We start from the raw sequence: 13,507 nt of genomic DNA on the forward strand, positions 1-13,507 counted from the left end.
GACCTCACTCCTTGTATGAACCGAAAGGGACGTTCAAAGACAACGAGTCAAAGGTAATGTAATGGAATGTAAGTGAAAGTTAATGTGTTAAGAAGTGTGAAGCGGGGAACAAATATAACATTTGTGTAAAGAGAGAAGTGAAAATGCGGGATAACGGCGATTATCCCGCAGGGTTTGATGCTTAGACGGCCGGGCGCGCCACGACGCTGCGCGTTTCCATGCGCACTTCGGCGATGGTCACGTCAATAACGTCGGTCACGCGGAAGGCAACTTCGCCTTTGATCTGCACGGTGCCGTTCTCCTGGCTGCACACCAGTTCGTCGCGTACCGCGTGGATAAAGGGCGCCGGAATAAAGGCAACCGCGCCGTTCTCCAGCAGGCGCACGCGCATGCCACCGCGGGAGACGTCGATAATCTCAGCGCTGAACTTGCGGTCGGTACCGGCGTGCGGCGCCAGCCAGCGAGCATAGAGCCAGTCGCCCACGTCGCGCTCCGCCATGCGGTTCAGGCGACGACGCTCGCTCATAATGGTGGTTAACGCCTCATCCGGACGCGCGCCTTGCTCGCCGCGAATAATCGCTTTCAGCAGACGATGGTTGATCATATCGCCCGATTTACGGATCGGTGAGGTCCAGGTGGCGTACGCCTCCAGACCCAGACCAAAGTGCGGGCCCGGCTCGGTGCTGATCTCAGCGAAGGACTGGAAGCGACGGATACGGCTGTCGAGGAACTGCGTCGGCTGGGCATCCAGCTCGCGGCGCAGCTGGCGGAAGCCCTCCAGCGTGGTAATGGCGGTGGCGTCAACGGTGATGCCGTGGCTGGCCAGCACGGCGGCGGCCTGTTCGGCATTGGTGGCGTCGAAGCCGGTATGCACGTTGTAGACGCCGAAGCCCAGCTTCTCGCGCAGCACCTTACCGGCGCAGACGTTGGCGAGGATCATCGCCTCTTCTACCATACGGTTGGCGATGCGGCGCGGCTCGGCGACGATATCCAGCACTTCGCCTTTCTCGCCGAGGACAAAGCGGTAATCCGGGCGATCCTTAAACACCAGCGCATGGTTCTGACGCCACTCGCTGCGCGCCAGGCAGATGCGGTGCAGCAGACGGATCTGCTGAGCAATCGCCTCGCTCTGCGGCTGCCAGTCGCCGCTGTTTTCCAGCCAGTCAGAGACCTGGTCATATACCAGTTTGGCTTTCGATTCGATCCAGGCGGCAAAGAAGTGAACGTCGTCGCCCAGCGAGCCATCCTGCGCCACGGTAACGCGGCAGACCAGCGCGGGGCGGCGCTCGTTGGGACGCAGCGAGCAGACGTCGTCAGAAAGCTCGCGCGGCAGCATCGGGATATTAAAGCCCGGCAGGTAGTTGGTAAAGGCGCGCTGCGCCGCCAGCTTATCCAGTTCACTGCCTTCAGGCACGTAGGCGGTAGGATCGGCAATGGCAATGGTCAGGCTCAGCGTGCCGTCGGCGTTCTCTTCGACGTAGAGCGCGTCATCCATATCTTCGGTGCTGGCGCTGTCGATGGTAACGAAGTCAAGCGCGGTAAGATCTTCGCGCGTCAGCTGTTCGTCCAGCATCTCGCCAAAGCCGACCTGCGGCGCTTCGCGCTCGAGGTTATGGCGCGACAGGGTGACCCACCACGGCGCCAGATGATCGTCGGCTTTAACGATAAATTCGGTCAGTTCGGCATAGAAGCCGCGGTCGCCTTTCAGCGGATGGCGGCGCATTTCCGCGACGGCCCAGTCACCCGCCTGGAAATCATGGCTCAGGCCACGCACCGGACGGCAGGGGATGGCGTCTTTTAACAGCGGATGGTCCGGGACGATGGAAAGACGGTCATCTTTCTTCTGCACGCGGCCGACAAAACGGCTGAGAAAGGGTTCGATCAGCGTTTCAGGCTCGGCGCTTTCACGATCCTTGTCGCTGTGGATGATGGCGGAGACACGGTCGCCGTGCATCACTTTCTTCATCTGCGGCGGCGGAATGAAATAGCTTTTCTGCGCGTCGACTTCAAGGAAGCCGAAACCTTTTTCGGTGCCTTTAACAACACCTTCTGCGCGGGGAGTCTGCGCGTGGAGCTTCTCTTTAAGCTGCGCGAGCAGCGGATTATCCTGGAACATAGTCAGTTTAGTTTCGTGGCCTAAGAGCGGCTGCTAGTTTTACGCGAATCAGGGGCGCGCGGCAAGGCAAAAAGGGGTAAAAAAGCCGGATTAACCGGCTTTTAACTAAGGAAACTCTGCGCTTACGCGATGCGCTGAGTCGGCAGGGAAACCGACAGTTCCAGCTTCACCGGAACCGATTTTGAGGTGGGGGTGCCGCTGATATCGCCAAAGCTGTTCAGCGGGACCAGCGGGTTGGTTTCCGGATAATAGGCCGCGAGGTTGCCGCGCGGAATATTGTAGGGCACCAGTTTGAAACCGCTGACGCGACGCGAAATATTGTCGTTCCACAGGGTCTCAATATCCACCAGCTGACCTTCGGTAAAGCCGAGCGCCTGCATATCTTCCGGGTTGATAAACACCACTTCGCGCTGGCCGTAAACGCCGCGGTAACGGTCGTCGAGGCCGTAGATCGTGGTGTTGTACTGGTCATGGGAGCGCAGGGTTTGCAGCGTAAAGGGCACTTCCGCGACGTCCTGCGGGAAGAGCGAGGCCGGCAGCGCCGCGCTGCTGAACTCCGCTTTCTGGGTCGGGGTGTTGAAGCGCAGCTCTGCTGCCGCGTTGCCGAGATAGAAACCGCCCGGCAGATCGCACTTCTCGTTAAAGTCGGCGAAGCCCGGGATCGTGGCGGCGATATGGTCGCGGATCAGGTTGTAGTCGGCGGCCAGCTTCAGCCACTGCACCTTCTCATCGCCCAGCACCGCGTGCGCGATGCCCGCGACGATAGCGGTCTCAGAGCGCTGCGTCTCCGCCAGCGGAATGCCGATGCCTTCGGAGGCGTGCACCATGCTGAAGGAGTCTTCTACGGTGATAAACTGGTTGCCGGTCGCCTGGGTATCACGCTCGGTGCGGCCCAGCGTCGGCAGGATCAGGCTCTCCGCGCCCGGTACCAGATGGCTGCGGTTAAGCTTGGTGCTGATATGCACCGTCAGACCGCAGCGCTGCAGCGCCTCTTCGGTGCGCGGCGAATCGGGCGCCGCCGCGGCGAGGTTGCCGCCCAGCGCGATCAGCACTTTGATCTCGTCACGCAGCATGGCGTTCAGCGCGTCAACGGTGTTATGGCCGTGCTCGCGCGGCGGCTCGAAGTTGAAGTGGCTGCCGAGCGCGTCGAGGAAGGCTTTGCTCGGCTTCTCGTCGATGCCCATGGTGCGGTTGCCCTGCACGTTGCTGTGGCCGCGCACCGGGCAGAGGCCTGCGCCTTTCTTGCCGAGCTGGCCGAACAGCAGCTGCAGGTTGACGATCTCGCGTACCGTGTCCACCGAGTGTTTGTGCTGCGTGATGCCCATCGCCCAGGTAACGATAACGCGATCGGCGCTCTGGTAAATCGCCGCCGCTTCGCGGATCTGCGCTTCACTCAGGCCAGACTGCTGTACAATCTGCATCCAGTCGGTGCTGTCGACCGCGTCAAAATAGGCTTCGACGCCGTGCGTGGTGGCGTTAATAAAGGTTTCGTCGAACAGGCCTTTTTGGCCCGCCGCGACGCGCGCGCGATGGGTCTCCAGCAGCGCTTTCACCATGCCGCGCACCGCCGCCATATCGCCGCCGAGATTCGGCTGATAATAGGCGGAGCTGATGGTGCCCGCTTTAGACGTGACCACTTCCAGCGGCTTCTGCGGATCGGCGAAGCGCTCGAGGCCGCGCTCGCGCAGGGTGTTGAAGGTAACGATTTTCGCGCCGTGATCGGCAGCATGACGCAGGCTGTGCAGCATACGCGGGTGGTTGGTACCCGGGTTCTGGCCGAAAACGAAGATGGCGTCAGCATGGTCGAAGTCGTCGAGGCGAATAGTGCCTTTGCCGACGCCGATGCTGCGCTTCAGACCGGCGCCGCTCGCTTCGTGACACATATTGGAGCAGTCCGGGAAGTTGTTGGTGCCCGCCAGGCGGCCAAACAGCTGATAGAGCCAGGAGGCCTCGTTGCTGGCGCGCCCTGAGGTGTAAAGCTCCATCTGGTTCGGGTTATCCATCGCCTTGATGTGCTTTGCGATCAGCGCAAAAGCGTCGTCCCAGCCGATCGGCTCATAGTGATCGGTCTCGGCGTTATAGCGCATCGGGTGGGTCAGACGGCCCTGATATTCGAGGAAGTAGTCGCTCTGCGCATAGAGTTTAGTCACGCTGTGCTGGGCGAAGAAGTCGCTATCGACCACGCGACGCGTCGCTTCCCAGGTCACCGCTTTGGCGCCGTTTTCACAGAAACTAAAGGTGCTTTTGTTATCGTCGCCCCAGGCGCAGCCGGGGCAGTCGAAGCCGCGCGCTTTGTTCATACGCATCAGGTTGCGCATATTTTTCAGGGCGGCTTTGCTGTCAAAAACGAAACGGGTGGTGGCTTCCAGCGAACCCCAGCCGCCCGCCGCAGCGCGGTAAGGCTTAATTTTACGTTTGAATTTCATGGTGAGTGCAGGCTTATGTTTTTTGTAGGAAGTTTGTTATCAGGATATATCCTGACGGTGAGGGAAGTGTGCGACTGCAATCATAAGTTGTCTAATTGATTGACTTAATGGTGCGATAGCCGGCGTTTATCGCGCGAGACGGAAAAATGTGATGCTGTTCAAATTTTACTCTCTGGCAACCTGTTGATAACGGGAGTTACTGGCGCATCGGGTCAATACTTGCACCTTCACTTCTGAAAGGGCGCACCCCATGAAACAGCTCACCAGCCAGATCCATGCGTTTGGCAAAGCGTTGATGATGCCGATTTCGGTGATTGCGGCGGCGGGGATCTTCCTCGGCCTCGCGGCCGCGTTGCAGAACCCGGCGATTACCGGCGACGCCTTTGCTCAGATGCAGGTGCCGCAGCTGATTATCGGCTTTATCCGCAAAGTGGCGGGCGCGCTCTTCGCCAACCTGCCGGTCTTTTTTGCCGTGGCGAGCGCCATCGGCCTGGCGAAGGCGGAAAAGCCGACGGCGGCCTTCGCCGCGGTGATCGGCTATATCTCGATGAACGTCGGCATCAGCGCCACGCTGGCGGCGAAGGGGCTTACGGCGGCGACAACCACCCCGGCCGCGCTGCAGCAGGCGGGGATGGACCAGACCACGGCGATGATGACCTCGGCGGAATATATCCAGATGCTCGGTATCTTTACCTACAACATGAGCGTGCTGGGCGGCGTAATCGCCGGTCTGCTGACGGTGCTGCTGCACAACCGCTTCTATACGCAGCAGCTGCCGACCGCCATTAGCTTCTTTGGCGGACGCCGCTTCGTACCGATCGTCACCGTGGTTTTCCTGCCGCTGGTGGGCGTGCTGCTGGCGCTGATCTGGCCGACGCTGGGCGCGGGCATCGCCTGGGTGGGCGAGATGATCGGCAAAAGCGGGCAGTACGGCGCCTTTCTGCTCGGCACGGCGGAACGCATCCTGATCCCGACCGGGCTGCACCATATCCTTAATGAAACCGTGCGCTTTACGCCGATTGGCGGCATCGCCACCGTGGACGGGCAAATGCTGGTGGGCGCGCTGAATATCTTCAACGCCTCGCTGACGCATCCCGGCTCGGTGCCTGACGACGCCCTGCGCAACGCCACCCAGTTTCTCGCCCAGGGCAAAATCCCGGTGATGATGTTCGGCCTGCCGGCCGCCGCGCTGGCGATCTACCACACCGCGCGTCCTGAACATAAGCAGCGGGTTAAGGCGCTGATGATGGCGGGCGCGCTGACCTCGTTCACCACCGGCATCACCGAGCCGCTGGAGTTCTGCTTTATCTTTGTATCGCCGGTGCTCTATCTGCTGCATGCGCTGCTGACCGGTCTCTCCTTTATGCTGATGTCGATGCTGCACCTGATGATCGGCAACGTGCAGGGCGGCATTATCGATCTGGTGGTGTTTGGCATTCTCGGCGGCAGTAAAACCCACTGGTGGTGGACGCTGGTGCTCGGCGTGATTTATGCGCCGCTCTACTACTACGCCTTCCGCTTTATTATCACCCGCATGGGCGTCGAAACGCCGGGGCGCGAATCAGAGGATGAGAAGCCGCAGCAGGTGGCGGCGGATGAGCGCACCAAAGTGATTATCAGCGGCCTCGGCGGAGAGGCCAATATCGAGGATGTTGACTGCTGCTTTACCCGTCTGCGCGTCAGAGTAAAAGATATGAAAGAGGTGGTGGATCAGACGCTGCTCACCACCGGCGCCAACGGCATTAACCGCGTCAGCGAGCACGATATCCAGGTTATCTATGGCCCGCAGGTCGAGAAGATCGCTAACGAGGTAAAAAGCGCGCTCGGCGTAGCCTGAAGGATTTACGTCTACACTTAACAGACTGGAAGCGAACGAGGAGACGGAAATGTTTAAACATAAAACCAACGAAGAACGTAAACAGGAAGGGGACGTCAGCAAGAGCGCTCCCGAAAGCACGCCGCACGTTCACAACGCCTATGAAGAGGACGATCATCCGGCGGCCGATGCGCCCGCTGAACACGGTGAGATCCCGCGCACCCGTGACGATCATAATGATGACAAAAAAGATCCCTACGAGGATCGCGAGAAGAAATAGCACCGCGCCGCATTCCCACCTTGCTGAGTCAGTAAGTGAAGGTGGGAATCACCCCATCATGACTGCAGGGAGAATTGCCAGGAACCGATCGCTTTACGTTCCAGCACCATCGTCGTTTCTTTGCCGTCGATAACCACAAAATATTGCTCTTTAACCTTCAGGCGCTTAGGAAAGTTTTCGTTTCCTTCATAGCGGACCCGAAGCTTATTGCCAAATATCTCCACGTCGGCGCTGATATCGAACTGCGGAAGATAAATTTTACTTTTCACCACTTTCTCCTTCTCGATGCTCAATGCATAGTTGTAGCCGGGTGCAGGACGCCGTAAAGAGTGTAACAGCAAAGCTGTAGCACGGTGGCGTGAAAGCATTTGCGCTCCGCTTTACCGATTTGCTTACGCGTTCAGGAGCCGCAAAAGCGATAACGCTCCGCTTTTTTACTCGCTTGCAATTGCGGTCGATGCATGCGTTAATGACCACCTGGTCTGATCAGCAGACAACCTCATCCTTCGCTCCTGTCGTATCTCTCATTTACGTTAGTGCCGCTCCTGAGCCTGCCTGTTTGAGTTTTATCTCAATCGTACCGATGTGTCGCTGCAATTCAGCTATAGTTATTAACAGGCTTGAAGTAACGGGACGTTATCTCTCATAACATGCCCGGCACGGCTAAAGGTTAACGCAGAAAAGGCTTCGGCTATATTTCGCCAGTAGATGGCCGCAAGGATGTGTTCATGCACCTTTTTGCTATCGAGGGCAACGATTTCCGCACTCCAGACAGGAGGCAGAAAGTAGAATTCACCGTGCAGGATGGCCCAAAAAGGTCCGTCAGCTGCCAACGTCACAGGACGCAAAAAAATTATCTCAGCTATTATTTATCTTCGCTGCCCGCACTGTCAGGGCTCGCAATATCGCCGCTCCGTTTATGACATCAACGTCAAAAACCCGCTTGGCGCTAAATGTATTTTTTGTAAATCGGCCATGATTCAAATAAACCCGCAGCCGATGGCTGCCTGATGTTCTTTTGTTCATCCGAACCTCTCCCCATTCAAGGCTGCCTCCGGGTAGCCTTTTTACGTTTCTGGTTAAACACTCAGCCTGCCGCTTAAAAGCGGGCTGGTCTCACCGCTAACCACCACCGTTCAGTTTTGAGCAAAGAGCCTGAAAGTTATGCGAGAAAAGCACTCGTTTCGCTGTCCGCGTACTGGAAAAGGGGAGAGCCTCTCGAGGCATTACCTTTTTGCCGGTAAACAGCGGCGCGCTGCCCCAGGGGGCTATCCGGCTCTGAAGCGAAGGCGGCTCGTGATAAACGGCTCACAATCAGGTGCGTTTATAAGCACGTTCTTGATGTTCTCCTCGACGTTCTGCCTGGCACACCCTGAAAGCTGCGCGGGTTCGCCCTGCGTAACAGCTTCACTGGCGGCTTCACCTGAAGACGTTATCGGTTTTCAGAATGTTGATATTTCCGGCGCGAAATCACGCTTATATGATGGTCTCTTTGCAGGGAGAAAAGCCATGAAGAACGTTGTACTGAGTATGCTTGCCAAAATTTCTCAAATAGATGCGAGCACGAAACAACTCACAGCACGCGTTGAGGCACAGTCTCTGTTGATCAGTGCACTGGTGCTGGCCGTAAGCAAACAGGGCGGCGTAACCGAGATGATCGAGGGCGCCAACAAGGCCATTAATACGGTTATTGATTCTGCCGATTCAGACGAAGTGCTTAAGTCAGATGCTGCACTCCTGTTAAGCGAGCTTCAGGATTTGCTTATTATTTCGCGTGCTGTAGATAGCGCTGATGAAAAAATAAACCATGAGGGGCTTAATGAGCTTGCTGGGGTCAGTAAACCGGCAGACCAACTGCAGTCAGACAATAATTAACGCATCTCATCGGGCCCGCAGCCTGCGGGCCTTTAACGTTACGATTATTTATGCAGCCATCTGTCGGCACTGTTCAGCGCAATGATGGCAGGTTTTCGCACATTCCTGACAGTGGTCGTGTTGATGCTTCCTGCACTCATCACCACACTTCTGGCAAATATCTGCACAAATCTGACAAATCGCGCTGGCTGACTCACTTTTTAACGCCATAAATTGCGCCGCGAGTCGGCATATATTTGCGCATTGCATATCCATTTTGATGCACTGGCGCATCATTTCCAGATTTTCTTCTTCAAGGCACGATGCCGCACAGTTATCACAAGCCGCTGCGCACAGGTAACAGGCTTCGATGCATTTTTTGTACTCTTCTGACATATTTCCTCCTGGGCTGAAGTCACCTGTTAAGCCTGGAAAACCTGGCTGATTATGCAAATGCAGAATGCGTAAATAAGTTTTTCAGCGCTTCGTCTACTCAACAATCCGCATAATGCCTTTTTAGCGACGACAATGTGGGCGGGTTCGGTGTCGCCATAGATGCGTTCTTTTATGGATTTTTGGCAATAAAAAACCTGCCGGAGCAGGTTTAATTAATTTATCAGCTTTTGCTGACTGGCTTGTCCAGGGGTTTAGTTTTAATCCACCCTCTATCTCCGCAATCGAAGCAAACCCAGTTACCCGTCTTTACTCCAGCGGGGCCTCGTTGCTCTTCTGGATGAGCTGAGCCGCAATCAGGGCATGCATTTGGAATTCCTGCTGGCACTATTAGCCGCTTCCGCTTCCCGTGGAGCCTCTTCGACTATTAGCTGTAAGAGTTTAACGATCCCTTCTGAAATCAGCCCATTCTTCCCAGCATTTTTCTGGATTGATATCACGATACCCACGGTTTTCAACAAGAGCCAGTGCGGTATTGGCATCAACCGCAATAGCTGTGGCGTTATCTCGAATAGTGTTCACCTCTTCCTCAGTCAGGGGAAATCCTTTCTCAATCTCTTTACTGAGCAGCACGGCAATAAGAGGAGGCACAAAAATTATGCTCATTTATCAGTGTCCTTTTCTGAACAGGTTTTGACCTTAAAGATAATCCGCCGATGCGGGAGTGAAAGACTATTTAAAGTCACCCTGACAAATAGGGAGATTAGTGTAACCCGGTTGACTTGCCATCGCCAAAGGTGAACAGGTTGGTAGAGTATTCTGGCTTGCCTGTTGAGGCTGTAGCTGATCCTGATAATTACTGGATGTTGAGCTTCTGGCAGCCTGGTGTCCTTTCTCGCGCACATAAGAGGGACGGGAAGGAGTAATAGCATGACTCAGGTAACACAGCTAATTATCCGACCTCCGCAGAACCAGGCGCACAACCTTGTGCTGGCAATCATCGACGTCGCACGGAAGCAGCCTGCATCATATGAAACGCTGACGCATATCCGCACGCTGGCCACAGAAGCTCTCGACCTGATGAGCGATTCAAACGGCAAGCAAAAGAGGGGGGTTTTGATGAAAATTCCAACTCCAGGCTGGCATGGTAATTGGTGGCTAGCTATTAGTTGGCAAAGAAAAACAAAGTAGAATTATTTCAAAGCATGGATGGATGGCCCGATGCGACCTGTGTGGATAGGACATCTTTGCATCGTGTGGTGATGGCGATGAAGGATCTAAAAGCTAAGGAGCCATGACACATGGTTGTTGGGGATGATTTCCACAAAACTGGAGCGGGACAGACTAATTGTTGATGAATTTATTTTGCAAGATTAGTATAAAGCATCTTGAGTTTAATAGAGGATTAGTGATGCGTAAGGGAAAAATTTTTGATTTGTTGATTGATTTGATTTTTAGCAAAAAACCAAGTCGGTATCAGAGAGATTACAGCAAAGATTGGGATAAAATTCTCAACAAGATCATTGATGAAGCTATTTTCGAGGGTGAAAAAAACTACTGTGCAAAATTTAAGCTCAATGATGTTACTTATACTATCTGGGCTTCGAACTATCCTTATTCTTACGGATACGCCCATAAAATAAATGGTGAGGATGTTCCACACTCTCTTCAATATCGGGCAAGTGAAAAGACTATGAAAAAGCTATACGAATTTTTGAATGAACCTCGGTTTATTGATGAGCAAGCAAGAGTAAAGAAAATGAAAAAATATATAACCGGTAAAGATTAAGAAGAGGGTTTTTCATAAAGGCAACATTATGAGTAACACGATCCTACTCGATAGCAAATCAATAACAATCTCAAAACGACATCACTTCCAGATCTGCAACGCCTATATCAACGCCGTAACCCCTATCAACAGCACCTCATGGTTCATCGTGGTGACAACCCGTTTTCAGACGTAGCCGTAGGGCGACTTGAAAATTGCATTTCACATAATTATTCAGCAACTGAAGAATGTTGTTGATGGAGATTCCGAAGGACGACATACGGCTTCATAGGTCGAACTTCACCATTATCGGGCAGCAAATCCTCCCAATGCTGGACTCTGGTGAAACTTATTGGCTAATAATCAGACCGTGGCGTGAGAAGCGCAGCCTCAACCAGAACGCCCTATCCCACAGGTGATAAACGGAAATCTGTGACTGGCTCATCCGGCGCGTCAAAGACTTTGACTCTTCTGAATGGGTGAAAGATGCGATGAAGCACACCTACCTCGGCTACGTAGAGCGCAAGATGGTTGTTATGGTGACAGTGGAAACGACAATGATCCGTTCGCTATGGCATACTTCAGACCTTGACACCGGCCACTGCATTTCTACCTGACTCAGGTGGAAGGCAGGGCGCTGAGCCTCGGCTGCAAAATGACGGTGCTGGCTGACAGCGAATACATGAAACTAAAAAAAACAAAATGGGTAGGCGAAGCACCTGAACACAGCAGAAATTTGAATACGTCGAGTGCGTGGCCGGAGAGGTCCTTGCGCCGGTTATCGCCAGTGCGATCAACAAACTGCTCAGCACGCTGAAAACCAAAGCCAACGACTTGGTGCTTTCGTAACCAAGCGCATTCTCGAAAAGCACTGGCCGGAGTATATGAGAAAAAACGGAAGCCGCCATGCAGTAAACGTGGTTCACTTATGATCCAGTAGACATCAAAACTGCAAAAGAACTCCTTTGAAGCTACGCCGCCCGCAACATCCAGACCTAAAAGACATTCGCGATCGATCCCCGCCTCTGGCTGGTCAGCAGCGCTGCTGCTCGAAGGAAACCGCGAACCACGAATAGACTCGACCTATGAGCACAAATGCTGGGCGTGAGCGCTGATGTAAATGCCTTACCGTTCTCACCAGTGAGGACAAACACCGGTTCGGGAGCAACTGTGAAATCTGCAAAGAAGACACCTGGTATTTCGCGCACTTCGAGTATGTCCCTTTCCATGCTATCTGGCGATATATCTGCTACCAGCTGCGCTGGCTACGGTTCGGCATTGTCGCCTAGATGCAAGACGACAACTTCAGAATGCACGGAGGGAGTGATGAGGAGGAGCAGACGACGCTGTAAAAACCCTGACTGCCGGGAATGGTTCCATCTAGGCTTCCAGAATCAAAAGTGGTGCTGCGCGGAGTGTGGAACCGTAATTGCACTGGCCAAGAGAGAGAAAGACCGGCAGAAAGCGAAACAGGAAGCAGAACGACGACGAAGAGAAGAGACCCAGCAGGAAAAACGACACGCCAAAATCCGCAAGTTAGCCCTCAAGCCCGACAGTTACTTCAAGAAGCAAGCCTTCAACCAGTTCATCCGCCTTCGTGACCATGACCAGCCCTGTATCAGCTGCGGCGAAACCCATTCACCCGATCTGCATGGCGGCCAGTGGGATTGCGGCCACTTCAAAACGGTCGGCGGTTTCCCTGAGCTAAGGTTCGAAGAGTGTAACGCTTATCGCCAGTGCAAATCTTGCAACGCCGGATCGGCAAAGCATGGTGCCAAGGCGGCGGTGGTAGCACAGCAGTATGAAGCGAATCTGGCTGAGCGATATGGTCAGGAGCTGGTCGACTGGCTGAATGGACCGCATGAGATGACGCATTACCGCCGCGATGACTTCATCCGGATCCGGGATATGTACCGGTCTAAATGCCGTGAACCTACAAAGCAGAGGCAGGCAGCATGAGCCTTGAATCAACAGTGAAGTACCACTTCCCGAAAAGTCAGAACTTCAGCGGCACAGCGCCTCAGACATCGCCCGTCACGATGACCGGCACCGACTATGTTGCCGCAATGGGTATGACGCAAAGTCGCGCGCCGCTGGGTATGCTGCGTTCATGAGGGAATGAGGGAGTAAGGGAGAACGACACCCGACGCGCTGTATCCCTGTTAACTGAATTTGCACTGCAGACCTGCGATAAGGTTACTGCCTTACGCAAGCTTGATACAGATATTAAACCGGCTGTGATGCAAGTGCTCGCAACTTACGCCTACCTCAATTACTGCCGCAGCGCCGCCAGCATTAAACCGTGCGAGTGCAGCAACGCCACCGGCTTTATCGCCGCGAAAGTCGTTACGATGAAGTCGATGCTGTCTGGCGACGGCCGACGCGAGGAACGTGGGCAGGTCAGTGTGCGCTGCAAAACCTGCGCAGGCAAAGGAGCTGTGTCTTCGGCATGCCGGGACTGCAACGGGCGAGGTCGCGCAGTAATGCGCAAAGAGTCAGGGCTGCAGGGCGTGCCAGTGATAGGTGACTGTAAGCGCTGCTGCGGTCGGGGATATGAGCGTATCCCGCCTACCGAAGCCCATGGTGCTATTTGCGGCATCACTGATGCCATAACCTGGATACCTGGAAGAAAAGCGTTAAGCCGTTCTATGAAACGCTGTTCAGCAAACTGGAGATTGAAGAGCCGTGGGCCAATGCAGCTCTGAATAAAGTCACTGCATATAGTTAAATAAAATTGCCTGTTATTTTATCGTGGGCTATTTACTTTTTACCGTAACTGAGGATGCGATCCCTAACAATGAAAGCTACGTCTTGTTGTTGAGCGGCAACAAAACAGTCCGCTGTTTCTAGACGG

The 13,507-nt window shown here is 54.5% G+C and carries 13 protein-coding genes and 3 pseudogenes; 11 read left to right on the top strand and 5 right to left on the bottom strand.

What is annotated here, in order from left to right; translation table 11 throughout:
• Window positions 1-181: 181 nt before the first annotated feature.
• Complete coding sequence (locus LB453_RS11340; RefSeq protein ID WP_103795951.1) at window positions 182-2,116, bottom strand: exoribonuclease II; 1,935 nt, start codon at window positions 2,114-2,116, stop codon at window positions 182-184.
• Between the two features lie 122 nt (window positions 2,117-2,238).
• Window positions 2,239-4,542 carry an FdhF/YdeP family oxidoreductase gene (locus LB453_RS11345; protein ID WP_103795950.1) on the bottom strand — a complete coding sequence of 768 codons (2,304 nt, stop codon included), beginning with the start codon at window positions 4,540-4,542 and terminating at the stop codon, window positions 2,239-2,241.
• A gap of 250 nt (window positions 4,543-4,792) precedes the next feature.
• On the opposite strand from LB453_RS11345, the gene LB453_RS11350 reads away from it, so the two are divergent.
• Both LB453_RS11350 and LB453_RS11355 read left to right on the top strand, forming a co-directional pair.
• Window positions 4,793-6,379 (top strand): PTS transporter subunit EIIC, encoded by a 1,587-nt coding sequence (locus LB453_RS11350; protein ID WP_103795949.1) that lies wholly within the window; start codon window positions 4,793-4,795, stop codon window positions 6,377-6,379.
• 49 nt (window positions 6,380-6,428) lie between these two features.
• Window positions 6,429-6,638, top strand: a complete 210-nt coding sequence (locus LB453_RS11355) for a hypothetical protein (protein WP_103795948.1) — start codon at window positions 6,429-6,431, stop codon at window positions 6,636-6,638.
• Window positions 6,639-6,694: 56 nt separating this feature from the next.
• Here LB453_RS11355 and LB453_RS11360 read toward each other — a convergent pair whose 3' ends face one another.
• On the bottom strand, window positions 6,695-6,907 hold the full coding sequence (locus tag LB453_RS11360; protein WP_103795947.1) for a hypothetical protein: 213 nt from the start codon (window positions 6,905-6,907) through the stop codon (window positions 6,695-6,697).
• Window positions 6,908-7,318: 411 nt separating this feature from the next.
• Between LB453_RS11360 and LB453_RS11365 the strand changes: the two are divergent.
• From LB453_RS11365 to iraP, 3 genes and pseudogenes are all read left to right on the top strand, one after another.
• Window positions 7,319-7,475: pseudogene (locus LB453_RS11365) on the top strand (cold shock domain-containing protein); the annotation flags it as partial.
• A gap of 18 nt (window positions 7,476-7,493) precedes the next feature.
• A complete protein-coding gene (locus tag LB453_RS11370; protein ID WP_103796182.1) occupies window positions 7,494-7,649 on the top strand; it encodes a cold-shock protein in 156 nt (51 codons plus the stop codon).
• Window positions 7,650-8,147: 498 nt separating this feature from the next.
• Window positions 8,148-8,513, top strand: coding sequence for an anti-adapter protein IraP (iraP, locus tag LB453_RS23430; protein ID WP_103795946.1), 366 nt, complete (start codon window positions 8,148-8,150; stop codon window positions 8,511-8,513).
• Between the two features lie 48 nt (window positions 8,514-8,561).
• Here iraP and LB453_RS11380 read toward each other — a convergent pair whose 3' ends face one another.
• Both LB453_RS11380 and LB453_RS11385 read right to left on the bottom strand, forming a co-directional pair.
• The gene (locus LB453_RS11380; RefSeq protein WP_224481737.1) at window positions 8,562-8,888 is read right to left on the bottom strand and encodes a four-helix bundle copper-binding protein; all 327 of its coding nucleotides are present in this window, start codon (window positions 8,886-8,888) and stop codon (window positions 8,562-8,564) included.
• A gap of 438 nt (window positions 8,889-9,326) precedes the next feature.
• A complete protein-coding gene (locus LB453_RS11385) occupies window positions 9,327-9,551 on the bottom strand; it encodes a hypothetical protein (protein ID WP_103795944.1) in 225 nt (74 codons plus the stop codon).
• Between the two features lie 264 nt (window positions 9,552-9,815).
• On the opposite strand from LB453_RS11385, the gene LB453_RS11390 reads away from it, so the two are divergent.
• The 6 genes and pseudogenes from LB453_RS11390 (at window position 9,816) to LB453_RS11415 (ending at window position 13,381) form a co-directional block, all read left to right on the top strand.
• Window positions 9,816-10,076 carry a hypothetical protein gene (locus LB453_RS11390; protein WP_103795943.1) on the top strand — a complete coding sequence of 87 codons (261 nt, stop codon included), beginning with the start codon at window positions 9,816-9,818 and terminating at the stop codon, window positions 10,074-10,076.
• Window positions 10,077-10,296: 220 nt separating this feature from the next.
• Window positions 10,297-10,674 carry a hypothetical protein gene (locus tag LB453_RS11395; protein ID WP_146053828.1) on the top strand — a complete coding sequence of 126 codons (378 nt, stop codon included), beginning with the start codon at window positions 10,297-10,299 and terminating at the stop codon, window positions 10,672-10,674.
• Between the two features lie 28 nt (window positions 10,675-10,702).
• On the top strand, window positions 10,703-10,849 hold the full coding sequence (locus LB453_RS11400) for a hypothetical protein (protein WP_224481738.1): 147 nt from the start codon (window positions 10,703-10,705) through the stop codon (window positions 10,847-10,849).
• A 61-nt stretch (window positions 10,850-10,910) separates the two neighbouring features.
• Window positions 10,911-11,347: pseudogene (locus tag LB453_RS11405) on the top strand (hypothetical protein); the annotation flags it as partial.
• 632 nt (window positions 11,348-11,979) lie between these two features.
• A complete protein-coding gene (locus LB453_RS11410) occupies window positions 11,980-12,612 on the top strand; it encodes a recombination protein NinG (RefSeq protein WP_103795941.1) in 633 nt (210 codons plus the stop codon).
• Window positions 12,609-13,381 (top strand): annotated as a pseudogene (locus tag LB453_RS11415) (antitermination protein). Before LB453_RS11410 ends, LB453_RS11415 begins: the two are co-directional and overlap by 4 nt.
• Window positions 13,382-13,507: the final 126 nt, after the last annotated feature.

The sequence above is a fragment of the Pantoea agglomerans genome, assembly GCF_020149765.1.
In the GTDB taxonomy this organism is placed as follows: Bacteria; Pseudomonadota; Gammaproteobacteria; order Enterobacterales; family Enterobacteriaceae; genus Pantoea; species Pantoea alvi.